This window comes from Companilactobacillus farciminis KCTC 3681 = DSM 20184 (assembly GCF_002706745.1).
Lineage (GTDB): Bacteria > Bacillota > Bacilli > Lactobacillales > Lactobacillaceae > Companilactobacillus > Companilactobacillus farciminis.
On sequence record NZ_CP017702.1, the window covers coordinates 198324 to 224323 of the forward strand.

Annotated in this window: 26 protein-coding genes; 19 read left to right on the plus strand and 7 right to left on the minus strand. The window is 37.1% G+C overall.

Going from position 1 to position 26000, the window contains the following annotated elements:
- Positions 1-95: 95 nt before the first annotated feature.
- The 6 genes from LF20184_RS00945 to LF20184_RS00970 all read right to left on the minus strand — a co-directional run bounded on the left by LF20184_RS00945 (position 96) and on the right by LF20184_RS00970 (position 4741).
- The gene (locus LF20184_RS00945; RefSeq protein ID WP_010018940.1) at positions 96-413 is read right to left on the minus strand and encodes a hypothetical protein; all 318 of its coding nucleotides are present in this window, start codon (positions 411-413) and stop codon (positions 96-98) included.
- A 123-nt stretch (positions 414-536) separates the two neighbouring features.
- Entirely contained in the window at positions 537-1532 is a 996-nt protein-coding gene (gene lacD, locus LF20184_RS00950; RefSeq protein ID WP_010018938.1) for a tagatose-bisphosphate aldolase, read from the minus strand.
- Positions 1533-1559: 27 nt separating this feature from the next.
- Positions 1560-2504 carry a hexose kinase gene (locus tag LF20184_RS00955; RefSeq protein ID WP_010018937.1) on the minus strand — a complete coding sequence of 315 codons (945 nt, stop codon included), beginning with the start codon at positions 2502-2504 and terminating at the stop codon, positions 1560-1562.
- 486 nt (positions 2505-2990) lie between these two features.
- Positions 2991-3506 carry a galactose-6-phosphate isomerase subunit LacB gene (lacB, locus tag LF20184_RS00960; protein WP_010018936.1) on the minus strand — a complete coding sequence of 172 codons (516 nt, stop codon included), beginning with the start codon at positions 3504-3506 and terminating at the stop codon, positions 2991-2993.
- A gap of 17 nt (positions 3507-3523) precedes the next feature.
- Positions 3524-3961, minus strand: a complete 438-nt coding sequence (gene lacA, locus LF20184_RS00965; RefSeq protein WP_010018935.1) for a galactose-6-phosphate isomerase subunit LacA — start codon at positions 3959-3961, stop codon at positions 3524-3526.
- An 18-nt stretch (positions 3962-3979) separates the two neighbouring features.
- Positions 3980-4741 (minus strand): DeoR/GlpR family DNA-binding transcription regulator, encoded by a 762-nt coding sequence (locus LF20184_RS00970; protein WP_010018933.1) that lies wholly within the window; start codon positions 4739-4741, stop codon positions 3980-3982.
- Positions 4742-5013: 272 nt separating this feature from the next.
- On the opposite strand from LF20184_RS00970, the gene LF20184_RS00975 reads away from it, so the two are divergent.
- From LF20184_RS00975 to ppk1, 9 genes are all read left to right on the plus strand, one after another.
- Positions 5014-5526: a PTS sugar transporter subunit IIA gene (locus LF20184_RS00975; protein WP_010018931.1), complete on the plus strand. Its 513-nt coding sequence runs from the start codon at positions 5014-5016 to the stop codon at positions 5524-5526.
- A 17-nt stretch (positions 5527-5543) separates the two neighbouring features.
- Complete coding sequence (locus tag LF20184_RS00980) at positions 5544-5849, plus strand: PTS sugar transporter subunit IIB (protein ID WP_010018929.1); 306 nt, start codon at positions 5544-5546, stop codon at positions 5847-5849.
- 31 nt (positions 5850-5880) lie between these two features.
- On the plus strand, positions 5881-7296 hold the full coding sequence (locus tag LF20184_RS00985) for a PTS galactitol transporter subunit IIC (RefSeq protein ID WP_010018928.1): 1416 nt from the start codon (positions 5881-5883) through the stop codon (positions 7294-7296).
- 218 nt (positions 7297-7514) lie between these two features.
- The gene (locus LF20184_RS00990) at positions 7515-8381 is read left to right on the plus strand and encodes a diguanylate cyclase domain-containing protein (protein WP_010018927.1); all 867 of its coding nucleotides are present in this window, start codon (positions 7515-7517) and stop codon (positions 8379-8381) included.
- A 14-nt stretch (positions 8382-8395) separates the two neighbouring features.
- Positions 8396-8545 (plus strand): hypothetical protein, encoded by a 150-nt coding sequence (locus LF20184_RS12635; RefSeq protein ID WP_010018926.1) that lies wholly within the window; start codon positions 8396-8398, stop codon positions 8543-8545.
- Entirely contained in the window at positions 8538-9836 is a 1299-nt protein-coding gene (locus LF20184_RS00995; protein ID WP_010018925.1) for a glycosyltransferase family 2 protein, read from the plus strand. The genes LF20184_RS12635 and LF20184_RS00995 overlap by 8 nt, the downstream gene beginning before the upstream one ends.
- Positions 9837-9848: 12 nt before the next feature.
- Complete coding sequence (locus tag LF20184_RS01000; RefSeq protein ID WP_010018924.1) at positions 9849-11009, plus strand: family 8 glycosyl hydrolase; 1161 nt, start codon at positions 9849-9851, stop codon at positions 11007-11009.
- A gap of 258 nt (positions 11010-11267) precedes the next feature.
- Positions 11268-12641, plus strand: a complete 1374-nt coding sequence (locus LF20184_RS01005) for a DUF2252 domain-containing protein (protein ID WP_010018923.1) — start codon at positions 11268-11270, stop codon at positions 12639-12641.
- A gap of 26 nt (positions 12642-12667) precedes the next feature.
- Positions 12668-14674, plus strand: a complete 2007-nt coding sequence (gene ppk1, locus LF20184_RS01010; RefSeq protein ID WP_010018921.1) for a polyphosphate kinase 1 — start codon at positions 12668-12670, stop codon at positions 14672-14674.
- A 41-nt stretch (positions 14675-14715) separates the two neighbouring features.
- Here the strand turns inward: ppk1 and LF20184_RS01015 are convergent, their stop codons facing one another.
- Positions 14716-15621 carry a proline-specific peptidase family protein gene (locus tag LF20184_RS01015; RefSeq protein ID WP_010018920.1) on the minus strand — a complete coding sequence of 302 codons (906 nt, stop codon included), beginning with the start codon at positions 15619-15621 and terminating at the stop codon, positions 14716-14718.
- Between the two features lie 191 nt (positions 15622-15812).
- Between LF20184_RS01015 and LF20184_RS01020 the strand changes: the two genes are divergently transcribed.
- The 10 genes from LF20184_RS01020 to LF20184_RS01065 all read left to right on the plus strand — a co-directional run bounded on the left by LF20184_RS01020 (position 15813) and on the right by LF20184_RS01065 (position 25993).
- Positions 15813-17141, plus strand: a complete 1329-nt coding sequence (locus tag LF20184_RS01020; protein ID WP_010018918.1) for a hypothetical protein — start codon at positions 15813-15815, stop codon at positions 17139-17141.
- A 142-nt stretch (positions 17142-17283) separates the two neighbouring features.
- Positions 17284-18048, plus strand: coding sequence for a threonine/serine exporter family protein (locus tag LF20184_RS01025; protein WP_010018917.1), 765 nt, complete (start codon positions 17284-17286; stop codon positions 18046-18048).
- Between the two features lie 4 nt (positions 18049-18052).
- Positions 18053-18517 (plus strand): threonine/serine exporter family protein, encoded by a 465-nt coding sequence (locus LF20184_RS01030; protein WP_010018916.1) that lies wholly within the window; start codon positions 18053-18055, stop codon positions 18515-18517.
- 72 nt (positions 18518-18589) lie between these two features.
- Complete coding sequence (locus tag LF20184_RS01035; RefSeq protein WP_056945202.1) at positions 18590-20149, plus strand: TIGR03766 family XrtG-associated glycosyltransferase; 1560 nt, start codon at positions 18590-18592, stop codon at positions 20147-20149.
- A gap of 638 nt (positions 20150-20787) precedes the next feature.
- Positions 20788-22689 carry a heavy metal translocating P-type ATPase gene (locus LF20184_RS01040; protein ID WP_010018914.1) on the plus strand — a complete coding sequence of 634 codons (1902 nt, stop codon included), beginning with the start codon at positions 20788-20790 and terminating at the stop codon, positions 22687-22689.
- Between the two features lie 146 nt (positions 22690-22835).
- Positions 22836-23066 carry a heavy-metal-associated domain-containing protein gene (locus LF20184_RS01045; protein ID WP_010018913.1) on the plus strand — a complete coding sequence of 77 codons (231 nt, stop codon included), beginning with the start codon at positions 22836-22838 and terminating at the stop codon, positions 23064-23066.
- Positions 23066-23620, plus strand: a complete 555-nt coding sequence (locus LF20184_RS01050) for a ferritin-like domain-containing protein (RefSeq protein ID WP_010018911.1) — start codon at positions 23066-23068, stop codon at positions 23618-23620. Before LF20184_RS01045 ends, LF20184_RS01050 begins: the two co-directional genes overlap by 1 nt.
- 13 nt (positions 23621-23633) lie before the next feature.
- Positions 23634-24320: a Crp/Fnr family transcriptional regulator gene (locus LF20184_RS01055; RefSeq protein WP_010018910.1), complete on the plus strand. Its 687-nt coding sequence runs from the start codon at positions 23634-23636 to the stop codon at positions 24318-24320.
- Positions 24321-24451: 131 nt separating this feature from the next.
- The gene (locus LF20184_RS01060) at positions 24452-25093 is read left to right on the plus strand and encodes a Firmicu-CTERM sorting domain-containing protein (protein ID WP_010018908.1); all 642 of its coding nucleotides are present in this window, start codon (positions 24452-24454) and stop codon (positions 25091-25093) included.
- A gap of 135 nt (positions 25094-25228) precedes the next feature.
- Positions 25229-25993: a formate/nitrite transporter family protein gene (locus LF20184_RS01065; protein ID WP_010018905.1), complete on the plus strand. Its 765-nt coding sequence runs from the start codon at positions 25229-25231 to the stop codon at positions 25991-25993.
- The last annotated feature ends 7 nt before the right edge of the window (positions 25994-26000 follow it).

Below are 26000 nucleotides of genomic sequence, written 5' to 3' on the forward strand. Positions count from 1 at the left end.
TCTTTATATCTTTATATTAAAAAACACTATCTAGTCCGGAATAGCAAAGCACATTGTTCCAGCCAAATTTGCTTTGCTATGGAGGACGGAATGTTCTATTTCTTACTGAATTTAACTTTAACTTTCTTAATAATAGAACTGATAATAAACAATACAACTGCCAACATAACAATGAAGGTGACGATCGTATTGATATAACTCAAGTTCTCTGGTAGCTTGAAGAAATTCGTGAATGTTAAATAGATGCAATAAATGGCAATGAAGGTTAGGGCGACCGTATCGCCAGTCCAAATCTTTTCTTCATTACGATGTGAAACTTTAGAAATCATATAAATGATATAAACGACTATCAAAAGGACTAAAACCATTGATGTGATAGCATTTCTAGCTAATTCAAAATTGGCTGGTACCATTAATTTTTCCCCCAATATGTATAAATATATAAAATTGCAAAATAAACGAAAAACTGGATAATCTCAGACTTTCGCCTAAGAAAACCCAGTTTATTCGAATCAATTAGTTCTAATAACTAAATATTAGTCTTTTGAAACTTTTTCTTTCCATGAAGTTGCAGTTTCAGCAAGAACCTTGTTTAGTTCTTCGATGTTCTTCTTACCTTGATCGTTCATCCACTTCTTACCAGCTTCTTCACCGTCTTTAGCGAATGGTTCGATAGCGCCTTTCCATGTAGCACGGCCACATAGAACACCATTGAACTTAGCATCAGCATCTTTAGCTAGGTGTAGTTCATCTCTGAAGGCTTGTGCAGAAACACCGGCACTCAAGAAGATGTATGGCAATTTAGTAGCATCACTTTGTTCCTTGAAGTACTTGATAGCTTCATCCTTTGTGTAAACAACAGGGTTGTCGCCGTTAAATCCTTCAACGTAGTCAAGGTTAATAGGAACTTCAACCTTCAAAACATCAATGTGATATTGTGGCTTTGAGAATTCTTTCATAGCTTCGATAACCTTGTGAGGCTTTACCTTAGCGTATTCGGCACTCTTAACGTCACCAATTGAGTCATCATATGTAACTAATTCAACGAAGAAAGGAATATCTTCGGCAACACATTCGTCACCAACTCTTTCTACAAAGGCTTCCTTTTGATCGATGATTGATTTATCTTCGTCTGGGTCGATGTATAGCAAGAACTTGATTGAGTCAGCTCCAGCTTCCTTCAAACGACGTACTGACCATACAGAAATCAAATCTGGTAATCTACCAGGTTCTGTTGCATCGTAACCTGTCTTTTCGTATGAAACTAATAGACCTGAACCGTCGGCTCTAACTTTTGAAGCTGGAAGACCATATTCTGGGTCCAATAGGATAGCAGAAGCATAAGGTGTCAATTCACTTGAAATAGCTTTTTTGAATTCAACGATATCTTCTTCGTTAGCTGGTTTGTTTGCAGCTGCGGCTAACATTTTCTTTAGTGAACCACGTTGGTCAATAGCAAGAGCTGCAATAACTCCGTTCTTGTCAGACATTTTTTCTAGTGCTGCGTACTTACTTGGTGTTGTCATATACATTCATTCCTCCGAATAATAAATTAAACATTAGTACTTAACTATGTCTACCTTTTCAAAATAATCTTTATATTGGCTAATGTCAATATTTCCAGTCTTTTCCTGCAAAGTATTTAGGATTCCGACTGTCATAGCTCTTTTCATGATATCTTCTGGTGTTTCATTCTTGACTAAACCTGCGGCTAAACCAGCTACAGTAGAGTCACCAGAACCAACAGGGTTAACGGCGTGTATTTTTGGAATGTTTACTTTGAAGAAGTTATTTTGGTATTTAACGAATGCGCCCTGTGATCCGAGTGATACTACAACCCAAGGAATTCCTTGGAAAATTTCTTCGGTTGCTAGTTTTTCCTTCAAGTCGTTCAAATCAGTGACTTCTTTGCCAATTAATTGAGCGATTTCATCTTGATTAGGTTTGATCATAAATGGTTTGTTGTCACTTTCTAGAGCCAAACGCAATGCTTCATTTGAACTGTCTAAGACGACAGGGACATCATGTTTAGCAGCAACTTGTACCATTTTAGAATAAAGACTTGTTGAAAGTCCTTGTGGTAAGCTACCAGAAATTGTTACCAATCCAAAGTTACCAACTTGATCGTTGAAGTGCTCTAGAAAAGCATTTTCATCGTCTTTTGAAAGGATAGGACCGGCTTCAAGAATCTCTGTTTGATCGCCATTGTCGTGTAAGATAGCGATACAGTTACGTGATTCCTGACTGATTTTCATAAAAGCGTGATCGATGTCATTCTCATCCAATTGATTAGTAATAAACTGACCAATTGTTCCACCGATGATACCTGATGCTGTTACGGAAACGCCTAATTGTCTCAAAACCCTAGTAACGTTTAATCCTTTACCACCAGCTGTCTTGGAAACATCTTTTACACGATTAACGGTATCAATATTAAGATGTTCTAGTGGATAAGAGATATCGACTGAAGGGTTCATGGTGATTGTTAAAACCGAATTACTCATTGTGCGGACTCCTTTATTTACTTTTAATTAGTCTGGTTTCGGCCATTAAAAATGGGTTCTATGAAACAAACCTCTCAAGTTAGTCCTGCGTCAAGCACTGTACCATTTCAGTTCAGTGCTTGACGCAAGGCTAACTTTTATTTCATATAGCCCTGGTAATGAGTTACACAATGGTAGCTCATGTTTTATTTGAATCTAAACGTTGCTTTCCACTCTCTATCAAAACGAGTTACACAAGCCAACTTTTTCCGGTTTGCTACGCTATGAAAATCGCCCGCAAGTGCAAATACCGCGGTCAATTCCCATAGCTAGGCAAATCCTCGAAAGTTCCCAGGCTTGTTCCACTCTCTATTAAAACGAGTTACAAGCAACAGATTTCTGCGCTTTGCTACGCTATAAAAATCGTCTGCAAGTACAAATTCCGCAGCCAATTCTTATAGCTAGGCAAATGCTCAAAATCTAAACGTTGCTTTCCACTCTCTAATCTTAGTCGTGGTAGAATCCTTCGTCCCATAGCTTCATTTCGTGATCGTAGAAGTGAGGGTTGTCGTGTTGTTCTGGATTGTCTTTTGCTTCAACAGCATCGATCTTCTTAACTAGGTCGTCATCTTCGCCTAAGTAGTCAGCGGCAAGGAATGTCTTAACGATTTCTTCAGCCAAGTGTTCACCAACAACGGCACCACCGAAACTGATAACATTAGCATTCAAGTGTTCCTTAGCATACTTAGCAGCTGTTGTATCAGCAACTAGAGCAGCACGTACACCTTGGTTCTTGTCGGCAGCAGTTGAGATACCAACACCTGTACCACAAAGTACAACACCGTAATCAGCTTTGCCATCACGAACAAGGTTAGCAACACGTAGTCCGTAGATAGGGTAGTGAGTTCTTGTGTGGTCGTATGTACCAACATCAATAACCTTGTGGCCCATAGCCTTTAACATTTCTGAAATTTTAATTTTAGTATCTGTAACAATATGGTCGTTTCCTAATGCAATAATCATAAATTAATTCCCTCCTATTAATATAATTTTTCTAGCATGTCCAAACGGATTTGGTGACGTCCACCAGCGTAATCAACACCTAAGTATTCATCAACGATTGATTCAGCACGTTTCTTACCAACGATTCCAGCACCGATAGCAATAGCTTTAGCACCGTTGTGTTGTGTTGTCATGTGAGCTGTGTTTTCTTCAGTAACGTTAGCTGTAACCATGCCATGAATCTTGTTACTTGCCATAGCTGAACCTGTACCATATTCATCAAACATAATTCCACGATCTGTCTTGCCATCTAGTACGGCGTGTGAAAGTTCAACTGATGAATCAACAAAGTCTGCAGCTGGTTCGTTTTCTGTTAGGTCAACGATTTCGTAACCTTTGCCTTCATTTTCAAGATAGTTCTTGATGTAGTTCTTTAATTCAAATCCTGCTTTATCTGAAGCTAGTGCGATTTTCATAAAATAATCCCTCCGTTATTAGTTGGTTATAAGTCTTACATACTGTTGATAGTAATCGATAGTTTCTTTGGAAGTGCTCTTGTTAGTAACCAGATAATCAATGTCGTCCAAACTATAGAAGGTATAGAAATCATTTCTATTAAGTTTGTATTTATCGGCGACGATATATTTTGTCTGGGAATTGTTTAAAGCAACGCTTTGAATCCGACCTTCTTCGGTATTGGCAGTCATAATTTGTGAATTTTGAATACCATTGACACCTACGAATGCTTTATCGAATTTCAATCCACTCACCGCATTACTTGCTAAAGCTCCAATCAATGTTCCTGAGCGACTCCGATAAATACCGCCAGCCAAAATCAGTTCACAGTTAAGATCTGAATTTTTAAAGCTTTCAAAGACAGGAATACTAATTGTCACGACTCTCAAAGAATTAATGTTTTTAATATTTTGAGCAATCAGTTCAAGCGTTGTTCCTGGACCGATAAAGATAGTATCGAAATTATCGATTTCGTTTGCCGCTAATTTAGCTATGTCTTGTTTTTCCTTAATATGAACTTCTCGTTTCTCAACGTGAGAAGCTTCTTCCAATGGGGAAACACTGATTTTTTGTGCTCCTCCGTGAATCCTGATCAACTTGCCAGATTCCGACAACTCTTCAAGATCTCTGCGAATGGTCATATCAGAACAATCCAATAATGTAGTTAAGTCATTGACAGTAACGATGTCGTTTTTATCTAATTCCGATAGTATCTTTAGAAAGCGTTCTTTCTTTAACAAAAGATCACCTCTTTTTGTTTACTATTGTTCGTTACAAACATAATTTAGCATCTAGTTGTTCACTTGTCAATTCCTTTTCGAACATAAATGCTTAAAATTTTGAAAGCATTTACTTTGCTAATTGAACGGTAACTATGGTTGCTTTGTTGATATATATAGGAAAACATAATAAAAGGTTTATATTTTGATATTAAGTATTGACATATTTTATGAGAGCGTTTACCATTGTTCTTGTAAACAAAAACAAACAAAACGGGTAGGTGATGGTGTTAATGGGTGAATTAGCTACTGATCAACTATTTAGCGAAAACGAAGTTTATATTTCAAAAGCTTCAACACAAGAGGATGTGTTTCGTGAAATAGCTGATTCTTTATTAAAGAAGGATCTAGTAACTAAGGACTTCATTAATAATTTATTGGAACGCGAACAAAACTATCCTACTGGAATTGATATGTCAGTTGTATCTCCAAAGATACCAAACATCGCAATCCCACATACGGAAAGTGAGTTTGTTAAAGCAAGAATGATTGTTCCAATTAAATTGGATAAAGAGATTTCCTTCCATAATATGATTGATCCATCGAAGGAATTCCCAGTGAAGTTTTTATTCATGATCCTAAATAATGATCCAGAAGGCCAATCAAACATTTTGGCACAGATCATGGACTTTATGGCTCGTACTTCTGAAAACGAGCTTGTACCATTCTTTAAGAGTGACGATCCAAAAGAGATTTATTCTTTCTTAGATCGTAAATTTACTAAGTATGCAAAGAGTAACGAATAGAAAAGGAGATAGTTATTATGTTTAAAATTTTAGCTGCTTGTGGTGCCGGAGTTAACTCAAGTCACCAAATCAAAGACGCTTTGGAAACAGAAATGAGCAATCGTGGTTACGATGTTCAAGCTGATGCCGTAATGGTTAAGGACATCACAGAAGATATGATGAAGGATTACGATTTGTTCACACCAATCGCTGCTACAGATCTTGGCTTTACACCAAGTTGTCCAGTTGTTGATGCCGGTCCTATCCTATATAGAATGCCTGCTATGGCAAAACCTGTATATGACCAAGTAGAACAAGCCATTAAGGACAGCGGTAAAGCATAGTTTTTAAGACTTATCTAGGGGGAAAAGGAATATGTCAGGAATAATTGATTTCGCCAATATGATTTTCAAGCCTTTAATTGACCTTGGTGCCGCACCAATGATGTTAATCGTTTTGACAATCATCGCTTTGGTATTTAGAGTTAAATTCTCTAAAGCTTTGGAGGGTGGTATTAAATTAGCCATCGCTCTTACAGCTATCAGTGCCGTTATTGGTTTGCTAACTACAGCTTTCCAAGATGCATTGAACGCCTTCGTTAAGTCAACTGGTATTCAACTATCAGTTACTGACTTAGGTTGGGCCCCACTTGCTACTATTACTTGGGGTTCTCCATACACATTGTTCTTCTTACTTGTCTTAGTTATCGTAAATATCGTTATGATTCTTATGAACAAGACAAATACGCTTGATGTTGATATTTTCGATGTTTGGCACTTGGCTTTCGTTGGATTGCTAGCTATGTTCTTTGGTGCAAACCTATTGATCACTACAATCCTAGTTATCTTCATTGGTGTTTTGAAGATTATCAATTCAGATTTGATGAAACCTACTTTTAATGATCTATTAAACGCTCCAGCTTCAAACCCAATGACTACAACACACATGAACTACATGATGAACCCAATTATCATGGTCTTCGATAAGATTTTTGATAAAATCTTCCCATGGCTTGATAAATATGACTTCGATGCTGCCGCATTGAACAAGAAGATTGGATTCTGGGGAAGTAAATTCGCCATTGGTATTTATTTAGGTATCTTTATCGGTTTACTTTCACACCAAGGTGTTAAGGAAATCTTTACACTATCATTTACAGCTGCATTCTGTTTGGAGTTATTCTCACAAATCGGTGCTTGGTTTATCGCCGCTGTTGAACCATTATCACAAGGTATTACAGACTTTGCTAACAAGAAACTTAAGGGTCGTACAATGAACGTTGGACTTGACTGGCCATTTATCGCCGGACGTGCTGAAATCTGGGCTGCCGCTAACGTTTTGGCTCCTATCATGCTTCTTGAAGCTTTAGTACTACCTGGAAACAAGATCTTGCCTTTAGGTGGTATCATCGCCATGGGTGTTACACCAGCCTTGCTAGTTGTTACACGTGGTAAGATTATTCGTATGATCGTTATCGGTGCTATCGAACTTCCATTGTTCCTATGGGCCGGTACATTATCAGCTCCTATGGTTACTGAAACAGCTAAGAAACTTGGCGCATTCCCTAAGGGATTAGCATCAGGTACAATGATTTCCCACTCAACTATGGAAGGTCCTATTGAAAAATTCTTGGCTTACTTAGTAGGTAACGCTTCAACTGGTGAAATTAAATTTGTTCTTTACGCTGCATTAGCACTTGTTGCATACCTATTGATCTTCATCTGGTACGCAAAGCAAATGAAGAAGAGAAACAAAATTTATGCTGACGAAGCTGCTGCAAAAGCAAAATAATAATTAAGAAATAATAAAAAAAGTTCTCAGAAATTATTCTGGGAGCTTTTTTTTGCGTTGAAATAGACCGATTGTCTCTTTTATGAACTCATTTGTGTGACTAGGTTTGAATCAAGGTATACTCTGGGTGTAAAGCTTTGACATTGATGAAAAATAACATTATTGTAGTTTGAATTATAAATCAAGTTATATTTAAAAAGCTCATTGAGGTTAAATTAATGAAATTAAAATCAGCAGATAACATGGTTTTTATAGGAATGCTTTTGATCCTCATATATCAATATACACTGTTGTATTTGAGCGTGGTTGATGGTTCATGGATCAACTTTTTAATCGTTTCGTTAGTTTTCATTTTAGGATTGTTGTTGGGTCGAACGACGTACATTATCCTAGGCAGTGTCTTGTCTTTTGTTAGTATGAGCGCTGGTGGCTTGATGTTGATGATTCCTTATACGAGGTCGATGTATTTTTGGTCAGCAATCGCTTTGTTGACGATTACACCATTGACGACTTATTTGATGTATTTATTGGATCATCAGTTGCTCAAAAGAAAAGCCTTGGCGCAAGAATTAGCTCAATTGCAACAAGAAAAACCTGACCTTGAAGTTATCACTGGAGCTTTGAATAAAAGAGCTTTGAATGTTGCGATTGCTCGTGAACTGAAATTAGTCTATTACCATGAAAAAGATTATCGTTTCACTTTAACAATGGTCAAAATCGATTTTCTAGAAAATATCGTCAATTTCTTAGGAAACCAAAAATTCAATCGTTTATTAAGAGCTACAGCTGAACATTTGAGCGGAATGTTATTTACCGTTGATCACTTGTACTATATCGGTGCTGGTCGCTTCGTAATTTTGTCACCAATGTTAGGAGCCGATAATGCGCCAATCATGAAGAAAAAAATCAAAGATCATATTGACGATATTGCCGAAGAATTTGGCTTGGCTCGGAATGCTTTAGTTTTAAGAATGGGACAAGTAACTTATTCTACTCAAGATAGAGCTAAAGACCACACAGTTGAAGATACTTTGTTGCAACTAGAGCGCAGTGCGGAAACTGATATCGTCAAAGAGTACATGTAAGGAGATGCCAATAAATGTTAGATAAATTTGGTTGGTTATTTTCGTTTAGTTTAGGTATTACGATATTTTTCGGCATTGTGGTAATTATTTTAGCGATTTGTTGGTGGAAAATATTTAAATTAACAATTCGCCACTTCAACTTGGAGGACAAAGACGATGATTGAGACATTTTATGTGATTGCCATCATTACGATTTGGCTGTCATTGATCATGATGGTCGTAACTCTTAGTGGTGGCGTTATTTTTATTTTTAAACACATGCAGCACACTAATGTTGATAAATTGCCACCTTTGAAACGTTATCCTAAAGTTACTTTGGTCGTGCCGGCACACAATGAAGAAATCGTTATTCAAGATACCGTCAAAGCCATTTTAAATTTGAATTATCCTAAGGATCGCTATGAGTTGTTAGTCTATGCGGATAATTGTAATGATCAAACTGCCCAAAAAGTCCGTGAATTAATGGCCTTGAAGCAATATAAGGATTGTAATTTTCGAGTTATCGAGCGGACTGGTACCGGTGGTAAAGCTGGAGTTTTGAATGATGCTTTGAAAGTTTCAACAGGTGAGTATTTAGGAGTTTATGATGCCGATGCTGCTCCGGAAACTAATGCGTTGTATTTTCTAGTTGAAAAAGTGCTCGAAAATCCAGAACGTTACGCGGCAGCCTTTGGTCGCAATAAGACCCGTAACTATCAACAGAACTTTTTGACTCGTTGTATCAACTTGGAAATCGTCAATACCCAACGGATTCAACACACTGGGTTGTGGCAATTGTTCAAAATCGGTCGAATTCCCGGTACTAATTTCATCATTAATAAGAAGATAGTTCAATCGATCGGTGGTTGGAATGACGGTGCTTTAACTGAAGATACGGCGATTTCATTTAGTTTGATGCGTGAAGGTAAATTGATAGCTCTAGCTCATCGGGCGGAAGCCTTTCAACAAGAGCCGGAGACTTTGTTTGCTTACTATAATCAAAGAAAGCGTTGGGCTCGTGGTAACTATGAAGTTATCATGGATAATGTAAAACATTTGTTTGATAACACGGCTTGGCGAATCAAATTGGAAGTTTTCTATTACGTATGTACGTTTTTCTGGTTCAATTTTGCGATTATTGTTTCCAACGGGATTTTTCTATTAAATTTAATCGTGGCAATTACGCATGCGTTCTTTCCTCAAGTTCATCAAATCGTGTCCTTGGGAGCACCATTGTCGATTTTGTTCATGGTCAACTGGTTGTTGATGTTCTTCTTGTATTTGCTACAGATGAATATTGCTTTGGCAAGTGATTACGGACAAGAGACGGTCAAAAATTTCATGTACACGTTGGTATCTTATTTCACCTATGCTCAACTATTCATCGTCGTTTCAGTTGTGGCGATGTGGGATATTATCCGTGACAAAATTACAGGGAAGAATAATACGAAATGGTATAAAACTCAGCGTTTCTAAGGGGATTTTATGATGTTCAAACGGCATAAATATCAGTGGTTGATCGGTGGTTTGATAATTCTTGTTTCTTTTGCTATCGGTTTTGCGATTTATAGTACATCAGTAAAAGAAAGTACGACCGGAATTAGTTCAGAAACCGTTAAATCACAGTACAAAATTTGGGAAAAAGCTTATTTAAGAGGTAATAACACTCAAAAATTCGTTAAAACTAATAATGGAACAAAGGCACAGACACTTTCAGAGGCTCAAGGCTATGGGATGTTGATAACAGTCATGGCAGCTCAACAAGGGTTTGGCAATCAAAAAACTTTCAATCAGCTGACCAATTACTACTTGTCCCATCGAATCAGTGCGGATAATCCCTTGATGGCTTGGCGGCAAACTCAAACAGCTAACAAGATGGTCAGCACCAAAGCTGAAAAAACTAGCGCTACCGATGGTGATTTGGATATTGCTTATTCATTGATTTTGGCTGATAAAAAATGGGGCAGTAAAGGCAAAATCGACTATCAGAAATTAGCTGTGGATTTGATTCAAGGGATTTCTAAATATGAGATCAATTCAGAAACTAGTTTGCCGAAAGTAGGAGATTGGGCTACTGGCAAAAATCAAAATGTGGTTCGGACATCAGATTTGATTTCAGCTTATTTTCGTGAATTTGCCAGCTATACGAAAGACGGTAGTTGGACGAAGACAATGCAGAATAGTCAAAAGACGCTGAAAAAATTAAGCGAACAGCATCAAACTGGTCTGATGGCAGATTTTGTTGAAGTCAGTGGGTCTAATTTGGACGTTGCGACGACTAAAGCTAATCAAATTGCTTCCAAACACGACAATCAATACGGTTTCAATGCTTGTCGGATACCTTGGCGAGTGGCCTACGATTATCAGTTGAATCACAGTCAAGTTAGCAAAACAGTTGGAACTAAGCTGAATCACTTCTTTGAAAAACAAAAGAAAATTACTGCTATCTATACTCTGAATGGCAAGCGAGTCGAGAATTACGAAAATACGGCCTTTTCAGCACCAGTAGTGTATTCAGCAGAAGTATTAAATAATCAAGTTTTGAAGAATCGCTATAAAAAAGTTTTAACGACACCAATTCCTAGTGGCGACTATTATCCAGCTACGATCCAAATGTTGGTATTGTTGGCCGGTGGTTCTGATAAATAAAAATGGCATCTATTCAGATTTATAGCCCATAACTATTGTCTAAATAGATGCTTATTTATTTGATTATTAAGAATACAGTAGGATCTAGTCCGGAATAGTATAATTATCCTAAGTTTTTATCCCTTTTCATAAAAATAAGTAAATTTTAGTCATACTTAAAAAATATATTTCACTATAGTAAACTTTAATGAAAAAAGTAACATCAGATAATCGTTATCTAGGAAAGCTATTGTATAATAAATTTGAGGAGATGAGTTTATGCATCGAACACCGTACACTTATCAAGATACTGATGCCTTCAAGAGTACTGAACAATTGATCATCAGAGGACGTTTTTTTGCGACGACCGTGTCGGATAAGTTCAACCAATATGAACCAAAGAAACGCAATATTCATAAGATTTTAAACATCAAAAACAAGCTACTAGTGCCGGAACTTTTGGCAGTCAAACGGGAAAGAATGTCTAAGTCATTGTTTGCTTTCTTTCGGGGAACGGTTGATGTCATGCACTATGATTTGTCGAGAAATGAAAATAGCGGCATAAAGGTATTGGTCGGTGGTGATGCTCACCTAGGTAATTTCGGTTTTTATGGTTCGTCCGAGGGGCAGTTACTATTTGATATGAACGACTTCGATGAGGCACATTTGGGTCATTGGGAATATGACGTGAAGCGTTTATTAGTCAGTGCTTTGATAGTAGCAAGATCACATGGTTTTCCAGAAACTGACGTTCAAGAATTCTTATTGACGGTAGTAGATACATACTTCGATACTTTGCGTCATATGACAAAGATTTCTGAAATGAAGCGATTTATTTTACCGAATACTTTGCAAAACATTACTGAAATCTTTGGTAAATTGAAAGATAATGAGGAATATTTCCAAGAGTCATTCAATAAAATGATAGCCAAGAGTATCAAGAAAGCTCAAAAGAGTAACTCCAAACTAGTCATTGAAAAATATACTGAAGTAGATGCGACTGGTGCTAGACGTTTTGTGGAAAACAAGCCGGTAACGCAACACATCAGTGAAAAAGACTACAAGAGCGTGGTCGATGGCTATAAGGACTATAAGAAAGGTCAAAGAAGCGATGTTCGTCTGTTTCTAGAAGATTTTGACATCGTTGATATCGTACGTCACAGTGTGGGCGTTGGTAGTGTGGGGACACTATGTTATTTGATCTTGCTACAAGATTTGGATAGTAACTATTTAGTATTGCAGGCTAAACAGGCCTTGCCAATTTACAATGACGACAAGTTGTACTCTGATGATGAAGTTAGTCAGGGACAAAATATCGTCAATAGTCAATTGATTTTGCAAAGTGCATCTGATCCATTCTTAGGTGCTTTTGATACGAAAAAATATAGTTTTTACATGCGTCAATTCAAGGATATGAAATCGTCGATCAACTTGGACAAATTGGACTTTGAATCGTTTGAGGATTACGTGAAAGTTTGCGTTATTTTATTGGCCAGAGCTCATTCTCATTCTCCAAACTATCCATTGATTATTGGATTTGGAGCCGAATACGCTGATATTGCTAACTCGTTGATGACTTTTACCAATAGTTATATCAAGCAGGTCGAATACGACTATGAATCATTTAAAAAAGAGCAGAGGGATGAAAGTTAAATTTAGGAATGAAGGGTAAATAGTATATGAAGGATAGATATTATAATAGGGATTTAAGTTGGATTTTATTTGATAGAAGAGTTATTGATCAAGCCTATGACCCCAACGTTCCATTTTTGGAGAAATTAAAATTTTTGGCTATTGCGTCAAATAATTTGGATGAATTTTTCCGTGTGCGGGTCCATAACATTCATACTTTAGTAGATGAAAACAAATGCGATAAAAGAACTGGCTTGTCAGGTAAAGGGGTCTTGGATCGGGAATATGATTTCAATAAACGAAATATTTCTGAACAATACAAGGCTTACGATGCTTTGATGAAAGAGGCAGCAGAAAAAGATATCTTCCATTTAGTGAAGTATAAGGATTTATCCGATTCAGAGAAAAAGACAGTCAAGAAATTCTACACGAAAAAAATTGTGCCACGTCTTGATATGCAACGTTTCTCCAAAGAATATAAATTTAGAAAGAATCTTTATTTCTTAATGGAGACGCCTAAGTATACATACACTTGTCCTATTCCAGAAGATTTGGGACGTTTGTTGGAAACTGGGGTTGAAGGTCGCTATATTCTAATCGAAGATGTCATGCGGGCTATGTTTAAAGATCTAATCAGAAAATATAAAATTTCGAAGATCATGGTCTTTCGAGCAACTTATGACCAGAATAAGCCTTACGATTTCTTGGACAAAGATATGAGTAATGAAGAGTATCTCGAGAAGATGATTCATTACGTTGATACTAGAGACTTACGAGAAATCATGCGAATTGAATTTTCTGACGAAGACGAAGAAAAGGGTCGTAAGTACTTTTCTAAATTAATGAAACTCAATAAGAAGAGTGTTTATAAGATACCAGGACCAGTTGATTTGAAGTTCTTGAATGTCTTTTATAAGCAATTCCGTGACGATAATAAAGAATTAGTTTATAAACCATTTGACGCTTTGAACTGGAATACTTCCAATAATATTTTGGAATACTTGAATCATTCGCCAATTTTGGTGCAATATCCTTATGATTCATTCAACGTCTTCATCGACTACTTAGATGCGGCCGTTAAAGATCCAAAGACAACTGAAATTTGTATTACTATTTATCGAACTGAAAAGAATTCACGACTATTGCAATTACTTGAAGAAGCTGCTGCTAAGGGAATTAACGTCACAGCAGTAGTAGAATTGCGTGCTCGTTTTGATGAAGTACACAACATTGAAGTAGCCAAAACGTTGAAAAAAGCCGGCGTTAATGTAATCTTCGGCGACAAGGTCAATAAAGTTCACTCGAAAATTTGTATGGTCTTGCATGCTGATAAAACAGGTTACGTTCAAATTGGAACTGGTAACTACAACGCTATTACTGCCAAAGGTTTCACTGATATCAGTTACTTTACTAGCAATCAAACTTATGTGGACGATGCCATTAAGTTTTTCAATTATTTAAAGACTGGTCAGAAGTCACATTATAATTTGTTGACGGCTTCACCTAATGGAATCAACGATATGGTTATCGCCAATATCAAGAAGGCTGCTCAAGCATATTTGCGTGATGGACAAGGAGAAGTCTTCATGAAAGTAAATGGTTTGACTGATATTGAGATTATCGACACCATTTACGCAGCTGCTAAAGTTGGCTTGCCATTTAGACTGATTGTCAGAGGGCCTTGTTCTTTGAAACTAGGTATCTGTGGTCCTAAGGAGAATATTCGAGTTAAGAGTATTGTCGGACAATTGTTGGAACACAGTCGAATTTTCAAATTCCAATTTGGTCATGATCACACTGAAGTCTGGATTTCTTCGGCTGATATGATGACGAGAAATTTGGAACGTCGTGTGGAAATTGCAGTGCCAATCATTGAAGAAAAGCCTAAACAACAACTAATTAAAATCGTCAAAGTCTTCGCTAAAGATACTGAGAATTCTTATGTCTTAGATGATGAAGGTGAATATGCCAAACATTCACAAGATCATGGTACTTCCGCTCAACAAACGTGGTTGAGTCGTCTCAAGTGGAGAAAGTACATCAAAACTAATTAAATCAAAACAAAAAGCCCTCCAAAAATGGAGAGCTTTTTTTGTTAGTCGTTGAAGTTACCTGATTCAACATCTTTGATGAATTGTTCCAAGTGATCGAAGTAAACCGGAGCGTTATCGATCATGTGGTGGTGACCACCGTTTGGAGTTGTAACTAGACGTGCATGTGGAATTTCCTTTTGCATAATCTTAGCAGTAGAAATAGGCATTGTTTCATGTTCACCAAAAGTTAATAATGTAGGAACAGTGATTTCCTTGAGGTGTTTTCTGAAGTGCCAATCCTTTAATTTACCAGTGATAACGAATTCGTTGTCACCTTGGAATGTGTTGTAAACAGGAACAGACATAGTATCGATCAAATGTCTGATAGCTGTTGGTTGCTTACGATCAACATATTCAGCGTTTAGGATATCAACGTAGCTTTGATATGTTGGATCTGATAAGTCATTTTTAGCTTCGATATCTTGCATGTATTTAACTTTGTCCGGACCTAAAGTATCAAGACGGCATTGGTTAACGCTCTTAACGTATTCGTCAATTTCGTCGACCATACTTGAGATGATAGCACCCTTTAAGTGTTGACCATATTTAGCAGCGTACATTTGAACTAAAGCGCCACCCCATGATTGTCCGATAAGGTAGAAGTTATCTAGTCCCAATTTTTGTCTAACTTCTTCAACTTCTTCTAGGAAATAGTCGTAAGTTAGATATTTTTTAGCAATTTCTGGGTCAGAGTAGTCGGGTTGATCTGAGTACCATGAGCCTAGTTGATCGTACATTGTAACTTGTACGCCAAGGTCAGCTAATTTTTCGCCAAAGTTTTCCCAGTATTCGTGGTTACCACCGGGTCCACCGTGGAGGCAAAGTAGTTTGATGTCACCGTGTCCTTGAGTGTTAGTCCACAAATGATATCCGTTGTCGAGAGTTAGGATTGTTGTCCCTTGTTTCATAAAAAATTCACCTTCCTGCATGTAATAAGTATAAGTATATATCTATCCATTAGATTATTTCAAATATTTCTATAATGAGGCTTTAATACTTCTAATGAAAATAAATTCGATAATTTGGGAAACTTGTCTTATTATTTTCAGAGATAGATATTAATATGATAAAATTGGTATATGTTAAAAGGGGCGATACGATGAAAAAATTTTTAATTAGTCTATTGTCTGTGGGGATGCTTTTAGGAATATTTGGTGTGGTAGGTCTGAATGATACGGGCTCACCCAATGTATTAGAAGAAACAGTTCAAGCAGATACAAACGATAGCGATAATAAAACAATTAATTATGAAGTTTATAAAGAGAATTCCAATGCTTTGTCACCAATGAATACTTTGTTTACTAAGAGTGCGACGATTGTTCCTAACGATGATGGAACTTATAAAGTCTTTATTACGGCTCGCGTCAGCAATATCAGTGGTTTGACCGTTTCAACTATTGATAATCAAACGCCAAAGGTTACGACTAAAGATAGTCATCACCTTCAAATTAGCTTTACAATCGATAGCTTGAATGATTTGGACAAAGATATTCCAGCAACAGTACAAACTAAATTGTTGTTGCTCAATGTTGATAAGCAAAATGTTACTTTTAGATTCGATATGAGTTCGTTAGATGATCCAAATTCACAAACTCTAGCAGATAGTCTCAACAAAATAACTCGAGCAGAAAATAATATTACCGGTAGAGTTAATGATGCTAAAACGTTGTTGAATGACCTTAGAGCAAGTAACGATTCTGACAATGATATCATCGCTACTCCAAGTGAAGATGACGACGATACGGATACTACTCAAGATAATAATAGTAGTGACACTGATACTAATGATTCGACCGATACGCAAACACCTAAGACTATTTTGAAGGAATTGACGTATCAAATTTCCAAAAATAATGGCGATGGTTCTTTGATTTCACCTTACTTCACTAATACTGCCAAGGTTATGCAAAACCCTGACGGAACTTATTATGTTGAAGCAACAATCAAGTATCCAAAGAAATTTGGTAATACTGCTTTTGAAATCAATGCTATCAATGGACAAAAACCATTCAATTTAACTTTCAAGAGTGAAGGCGATAGTAACTACATTACTTTTGACTTCCCAATCAAGAAATTGACTGATTTGAGTGATTTGATTCCTGGTGATATTTCTTTGAATATTCCTGATTTTGGCTTGGACAAAGATTTGAACTTCGATTTGAACTTTGGCAGTTTGAATCCTGCTGATTTGTCTAGCTTGCTGGATAGTTCAAGTTCCAACTCTGATGATGCTTCAGGATTGATTTCTGATTTAGGCAACTTGAGTAACATTGGCGATGTTCAGACGGTTAAAGATGAAGATAATAAATCACAAACTGCTACTTTGCCACAAACAGGTAGTGAGCCAACTAACATTGTCCTAGTTGTAGCCGGTCTAGTCGTTTTATTGTGGCTAGTCTTGTTAAAGACAACAACTTTGAAACATTAAAATGATTTGTAAAGATGAGTAGATTCATGAAAATGAATCTACTTTTTTTATTATTAAAATTAATCCAAAAACTGTTTTTCTAGATTAGAATATGTTAATAATAGTTTATTGAGACAAAATCTACCATTTGGAGGGAACCGGCATGGAGACAATCACAGCAACAGAAATTGTTACTCTTTGTGGTCAAGTGGGTACGATTCTACTAGAGAATGGGGCAGAAACGGCTCGAGTTGAAAATACAGTTGAATATGTTGGAAGAGCTGCCAATTTACCGGTTGTTTGTCACGCGACAATGACTGGTATTTTTGTTAGCTCAGAAAAAGACGCTGCCACGAGAATCTTTAAAGTGCGAGTAGGGGATTTTAACTTGCAAAAAGTAGATGACATCAATACTTTATCGAGACAATTTTATCGACATGAAATTAGTTTTAAAAAGCTCAAAAAAGAAGTTCAATTAGTCGATCACGAATCAAGAGATTTTTCATGGTTAGTCAAATGTATTGGAGCTGGGCTAGTTTCCATGCCACCGATGCTTTTGTTCAAGGCTACTTGGGGTGATTTGTTTTTGGCTTTTTTTGTGGGAATTATTGGCTATTTGATTTCCCAATTCGTCGCACATCACAATAAGACTCCTTATATACCAGTAGCCTTAGGAAGCTTAGCAATTAGTTTCATCGCTAATGTTTTAGGGGATGTCGGAATTGCTCACGATGCTAATTACATTATTATTAGTGCATTGATGCCATTAGTTCCCGGAGTTCCGATGACCAACTCTTTGCGAGAGATCATCGAACGAAATACGATCTCTGGATTAGTTCGTGCGACTGATGCAATTATGTCGGGTATTTCTATCGGTAGTGGTGTAATCGTCGGACAAATTTTGATGCGAGCAATTTGGGGAGGTTAATCATATGACAATGCAATTGATCTATGGCTTTATTTTCGGCTTTTTGTCTAGCGTTGGCTTCGGGATCATTACCAATAATCCTAGACGGACTTTGATACCTTCAGGAATCGTTGGTGCTTTGGCATGGATAGTCTATATTCTTGTTGAATCAATCAATCATGGTCTAATTATGCCTAACCTCTTGGGAGCAGTCGTGATTGGTTTATTAGGAAATCTTTGCGCAATTCTAGTACGAGCACCGGTCAATATTTTTTACGTACCATGCTTGGTTTCATTAGTTCCGGGGGCTATTTTATACGATAGCATGAAGAATTTTACTTTGGGAAAAGATGCCTTGGCAGCCTACGGTTTCGTGAAAGCTTTGACTGTAGGACTGTCTTTAGCGATTGGTTTCATTATTGCTGAAACGATTGCTAATAAGATTTATCCACGTTTGAAGCGTCATTTGTTAGAAAAAGAGAGTAAATAGAATCAGCTATTTATAAAAAAATTCTTACGTTGTACTCTATTCATATATAGGAAAAGTATATTGAGGGAATATATGAGAGAGACATTATTTAAATTTAACAATCGAGCTATAAAGATAATCTTTTATATTTTCTTTACAGCTACGTTTATTTTTGCTTTGACATCGTCCAATTTGATCTTGGGAGATAATCCTATTACGAGAATTGGGACAACCGCTTTTACGACAGTAGTGTTGTTACTCATTGGGGCGTTATTCACTATTTGTTACGTAAATCATTCGGTGAGAGATTTTTTGCTGTGGCTATTTGTTGATCGAAGTTGGATCACGGCGACAGTTTGTTTCATATTGGCGATTTTATGGCAAATCGTTTTCGTCTCACGGATTCACTACGGTGTGCACGATGATGTTGGGGCAGTTCATGCTGCTTTGACGAATACTAAAGATGTCAATATTATTGGTTATTTCAGTGTTAACCCGAATAACTTGGGATTGCTGTTGTTGCAACATCAGATTGCGTTGATTTTTCACCATACGTCATGGATGTTCTTTGATTTTATGACGATAATTATGGTCGACTTGGCAGCACTATTCAATTTAGGGTCTGTCTTCGTGATAGATAAATCAAAGATTCCCATTCTTTTGTATCTTCAAGCTATGTGGATGGCACTTTTTCCGGCAATAGTTGTTCCCTATACTGATACTTGGGTTTTGCCATTCGTAGCGTTTTATATTCTTTGTTACGTTATTGTTGCTCGTTCGAATATGGGCAAAGCTTTGAAGTTAGTTTTTGCCGTTTTAGGTGGTTTTACGGTTGGAGCAACGTATTTCATCAAGCCATCCGGAATCGTACCGATGATTGCCATTATAATTATCGAATTAATCAGTCTATTTAATAAGAATAAGAAACATTGGATTTGGCTACTTTTGGTAACGAGTGTCTTGGCGCTTGGTGCCGGTAGCAGCTACTACAAATTTAATCACGCAATCGATAATCAGACATATATTCATGTGAATACGTTCCGAGCTAAGCCGATGATTCACTTCATCAATATGGGACTGTCAAAAACTGGTGGTTACAATGCCAAAGATTCATATAAGATGGTTATTTTGATCAATAAGAAAGATCGAATCAATTATTCAGTCAAATCTATCAAAAAGAGACTCCATAAAATGGGTTTTGGTGGCTATATCAAATTCTTGATTGTAAAGCAAAAGAACAATACTTCTGACGGAACTTTTGGTTGGCTACGTGAAGGTATTTCAGCACCTAGTAAATACACGCCGGATAAACACGGTTTCAAGGGAAAACTGGAGAATTTCGTACTATTGTATGGTAACAATGTCGGAGATTTCCGTTTTCTTACTCAAATTTTTTGGTGTATTTGGCTAGGCTTGATTTTCTTTGCTTGGAAAGATGATAGGAAAATCATACAGATATTACGATTATCATTAGTTGGTGGTTTTATTTTCTTACTAATCTTTGAAGGTGGTAGAAGTCGTTATTTAATTCAGTTCATACCGGTGTTCTTAATTTTGGCGACTTTGGAATGGAAGACTTCGGTTCAACAAGTTAGACGGTTGTTGAAGTGGAATCTTAATCCGGGGCCTAAGCATCGGAAAAATGTACTTTAGCTATTGTTTATGATGCCGTCCTCCATAGCAAAGAAAATTTGGCTGGAACGCTGTGGATACGACTTGGAGCCTTTGCTAAGCCCAGAACCGGGCAAAGTCTTCAAGCTCGGTCTTTCACTAGGCAATAAATTGCCAAGAGAAATTTCACAGCTGAGCCAATTTTCTTTGCTATTCCGGACTAGATGGTGCTTTCTATCTTTATATAAGTAACTTCAGAAAAATTAATAGAAGATATTATTGGAATTGCAGTATATTGCTGTGGTTTTAGTAGTATCTTCTTTTTTTGCAAAGAAATGAAACTGTTATTTAAGAAGTATGTGTCTAATTCTATCCAAGTAGAAATTGAAATCTAGTCGGGAGCAAAAGCCCTGTGATGGCTCAGCCGCCAAATTTTTGTTAGTGCTTTAGCACTTACAAAAAGACCGAGTTTTGAGATTTTGCGTCTTTGGGGCCATGCAAAAGCTCAAAATCGCGTCGGCAGCGTTCCAGCCAATCACAGGGCTTTTGCGGACGACGGAATATTTAACCAAACCAAACTAAAACTAAGAATCTTTTTCCTAAACTTGACCCGCATCAATTTTTTAATCCCGCTTACCCTTTAGAATATGTCTTGTAAGTTAAGAGAGAGGTAAAGCGAAATGACAAAATTAAATATATGGATTTCAAAACATCAAAATAAGATGACCTTATCAATCGCTGTATTGATTGCGCTTAGTTTGATTTCAAGTTATCTGTTGCATCTTGAAATTGTAGCAACAGTCTTCATGATCGTTGCTAGTATCATTGGGGCAATCCCAGTTGCATTGCATGCCTTCGGTGCTTTGCAAAATAAAGTTATTAGTATTGAATTACTAGTTACGATTGCTGTTATAGGGGCTTTTATCATTGGAGAATATGAAGAATCAGCCGTTGTTACATTCTTATTCCTCTTTGGTAGTTACCTCGAACAAAAGACTTTGGAAAAGACACGTTCTTCAGTTAAGAGTTTGACGAAGATGGCTCCTACAACTGCTGAATTGGTCAACGAGGACGGTACTACTGAAACTGTTGACGTTGATGATTTGGACGAAGGAGACCACGTTTTAGTTAAACCAGGTGGTCAAATTCCTGTTGATGGAAAGATTATTGATGGAACTGGCTACATGAATGAAGCTTCAATTACAGGTGAATCAACACCCGTTCAAAAGAGTAATGGCGATAAGGTTTTTGCCGGTTCAATCGCCGATAACGGAACTATCACTATTGAGACAACTTCTGTCGGTGAAGATACTACTTTCGGTAAAATCATCGAATTAGTCGAAGAAGCTCAAGATAGTCAATCACCTGCCGCTCGTTTTATTGATAAGTTCGCTACATATTACACACCTGCAGTTTTAGTTATTGGTATTTTAGTTTGGATTTTTACACAAAACTTCCCACTAGCTATCACCGTTTTAGTTCTAGGATGCCCTGGTGCTTTAGTTATCGGTGCTCCAGTTTCTAACGTTGCCGGAATTGGTAATGGTGCTAAGAATGGTATTTTGATGAAAGGTGGAAACGCCGTTAATACATTCTCACACGTTGATACTCTAGTCCTTGATAAGACTGGTACTTTGACTACTGGTAAGATGTCAGTTACTGATATCGACAACTTTGGTAAAGATAAGAACGAAGATTTAGGCTTGCTTTCAGCAGTTGAAAAGACTTCTGATCACCCATTGGGTCAAGCTATTGTTAGATATATCAATGATTTAGGAATTACTGATACACCAAAATTGCCTGAATTAGATACTGTTAAAGGCCAAGGATTAGTTGGTCAAAATGATGATTTCAAGATTTTAGTTGGTAATGAACGTTTGATGAAAGCCAACGATGTCAAGATTTCTGATGCACAAAGAAAAGCTATCAACAGCCGTATGAATGATGGAGATTCCGTTGTTTTGATGGCAATCGATCAAGAATTACGTTTAGTCGTTGGTGTTAATGACCAATTGAGACCAGATGCTAGAGAAGGACTTCAAGCTCTTAAGGATGCTGGTTTGAGACGAGTAGTTATGTTGACAGGTGATAACAAAGTTGCTGCACAACGTGTTGCCGAAAGACTTCCAATCGATGAAGTTCACGCTGAATTATTACCAGAAGATAAAGTTGAATTTGTTAAGAAGTTCCAAGAACAAGGTAGTATCGTAGCTTTCGTTGGTGATGGTATCAATGATTCACCTTCACTTGCTACTGCAGATATAGGTATTGGAATGGGTACTGGTACTGATGTTGCTATTGAAACATCTGACATTATCCTGGTTAAATCAAGTTTTGATGCATTAGCACATGCCTATACTTTATCCAAGAAGACTGTTGCTAATACTAAAGAAAACATCGTCATCGCGGTTGGAACAGTTGCCTTACTATTGTTAGGTTTGATCGTTGGTATTATCCATATGGGTAGTGGAATGTTCGTTCACGAAATTAGTATTTTGGTAGTTATCTTCAACGCAATGAGATTAATTGGAAATAAATCTTCAAAACTTGATTCAAATCAAGTTGTTAGTCCGGCTAACTAATTACAATGGTATTTGTAAGTTAGTTGAGCAAGTGATCTTCGGGTTACTTGCGAGCTGTAAGTGTTGCAAGATTTGAAACATTTACAGCTCGTGAGTAATTCAGAACTTCACTAGCAAAGATTTTGTAAATATGGAGGAATTTAATTATGGCAAAAGTTATTTTACAATTAGGCGCATTGACATGCCCATCATGTATGACAAAGATTAGAAAAGCAGTTGAAAATCAAGATGGCGTTTCAAACGTTAAGGTCCTCTTCAATGCTGGTAAAGTTAGAGCCGATATTGATCAAAGTAAAGTTACAGGGGATGACCTATCAACTGTAATTACAGATTTAGGATACGAAGTTAAAAAAGTTAAAACTAAGGAGCTTGCATAATGACAGAATTAACAATCGATGAAAAGTTTGCGGCAGAACAAAAACAAGCCGACGTAGATCACCACAAACCAACGGCTGGAGCAATGACAGGACATATCGTTTCTAACCATTTCCTATTGAACATCAAATTGCACCAACTAAAGTGGTTCGTTAAAGGTGCCAACGCTGAAAACTACAAGGCTGTTTTGAATCAAACAATTGACGAAAACAACGCTTGGTATGATAAGATAGCCGATGAATTATTGGACGAGGGTGAGTTACCTCCTTCAACTATGAAAGAATATTCAGAATACGCTATGATCGAAGAAGACGGTAAGAACAAGTATTTGAAGGCTGAAGATATGCTTCAAACCGTTGTTGACGACTTCACAACTGATAACATGTTCGTAACTCGTGCTATCAAGTTGGCTCAAAAAGAAGACCGTCCTTTCATGGAACAAGTATTGGTTCAATTGTTAGGTTTCAATAACCACCAAATCAGAATCTATCAAGCACTTCTTGGCAAGTCAGCTAAGGAAGGCTTTGAAGAAGAAGACGATGAGGACTTTGACTAAGGAGCGATAATTAATGGCAAAACTAGCGCATGACCACACAGCTGAGGATTGTGTTGAATTAGTTTCGATTTTTGACAATTTATCAAAAGATGATAAGAATACGATAGCAACTTTGGTGACACACCATCACTATAAGACTGGTGAGTATTTATTCTCTGCTGGAGATGAAGCTGATTCATTGATCATCGTGGCTCATGGTCAGGCAAAAGTTTTCCAAATGGCTGCTAGTGGCAAAGAACAGATGCTAAGAATTTTGCAAACAGGTGATTTTGATGGTGAGGCAGCGTTGTTTACTAATAGTGATCACAATAGTTTTGCTCAAGCCTTGATGAAAACTGACGTTTGCCAAATTTCTCGAGGGGATTTCCAAAGATTGATGACGAAGACTCCCGAGATGGCTGTTAATATGGTCAACGCTTTAGGTAAGAGAATTGCTCAGTTGGAACAACAAACAACTGAAGTAACGACTGCCAGTGTTGAAAGCCGCTTAGCTAATTATTTACTAGAAACTAGCGCCGGCTTGGATCAAGAGGTATTTAAATTGCCTCTCAAGAAAAAAGATATCGCAACTTATCTAGGAACGACCCCTGAGACGATTAGTCGTAAACTCACATCATTGACTAAACAGGGTATGATCGAAAAAATTAGTAATAATGAATTTAAAATCTTAGACGCTGATCGGTTGATGATGATCGATTGATTAAAGAAGCTAGCTGAAAAGCTGGCTTTTTTTGTTATAAATATATTTATTGTATTGCTTATTTTCGCCCTATATAGTACCTTGTAATTGGTATAGATTAATTTTAGTAAACATGTCTAAAAGGGGTAAATATGCGTAAAATAATTTTCACATTAATGATTTTATTTGGCGTGGGGATGTCGTTAGAACCAACAGTTGTGTCAGCCGCAACGGATGATTTTAATATTAAGATCGATGGTAAATTTTCGGATTGGGATGATAAGCCAAAACATGATGTTTACTATGATTTTGGTCCTGTGAAAGAGGCCTCTTTATTGGCTGATGATAAATATATTTATTATTACGTCAGTACATCGAAGAGTCATAAAGATAACTTGGGCTTTCAAACTGTTGACTACCAACTAAAAATTGGAAATCGTTTACATGTGATTTATATCAAAAATGCTTGGGATATTAAGCCCAATCAAAATACTAAAGTCTTATTGCAGGACAATAGTAATGGTGATAGGAATTTAGTCAATTCGCCGGCAATCGTTCACCGATTCGTTGGTCCTGGGTATGACTATGCGGTTATGGAATGTCGAATTCCTTATGAAGAATTGGATGCTGCATCAATGGCAGGACAAGATATTAGTATGAAGACGCCGCAATTAGGGATGCAAATTATCACGGCAGTTGGCGGTAGCACAGGTCCATATGTTTTGGCTGGTGTTGGTGTAGTTATTGCCGCATTTGGAATATTCAAATATCGAAAAAGAAAAATAATTAAATAAAAATAGCGTAAATCATAATCGATTTGCGTTATTTTTATGTATACGTGTTATCCGAACTATTTACGAAAAATCCATTGACCTTGTTCGTGGTATGCTGTATTTTTAATTCACCAAATCTAAATATGGGGATTAATTATGTTTACTCCGGAAGAAATTTTACAAAAGAGTATCAATGCAGGAACTAACAAGTTGAAAAAAACTTTGTTGGCTAAAATGATTTTAGGTTTTATCGGTGGGGCGATGATCTCATTAGGATTTCTCGCTTACGTGAGGGTGACGGCTTCGATCCCAAAGGATTTAGCCAGTGTCAAAGCCTTAGTTGGTGGGGCAGTCTTTCCAATTGGTTTGATTGTGATTTTGTTAGCTGGTGGCGAATTGGCGACTGGAAATATGATGGCAGTTGGAACGTCGCTATTCGATAAAAAAGCTCACTTGTTAGATTATTTAAAAAATTTGTTGGTAATTACGTTGTTTAATTTTATCGGTGCAATTTTTGTCGCCTACTTCTTTGGTCACGTGGTGGGATTGACGCATGCACGACCTTTCCAACAAGCAGTGATAAGTATCGCGAGTGCCAAGACTGATGCTAGTTTTTGGTCGGCTTTGATTTCTGGCATTGGCTGTAATTGGTTAGTCGGATTGGCTGTTTGGCTGTCCTTTGGAGCCAAAGATGCAGCTGGAAAGATTTTGGGAATTTGGTTTCCTATCATGATCTTTGTGGCAGTAGGGTTCCAACATAGTATTGCTAATTGCTTTATCATTCCCGCAGCGATTTTTGAGGGTGGCAGTACTTGGGGATTGTTCCTTCAAAACTTTATTCCTGTATATCTAGGTAATATCATCGGTGGATTAATTTTTGTTGCCGGTTTTTATTACTATAGTTATGCTGATAAAAAATAAATAATAG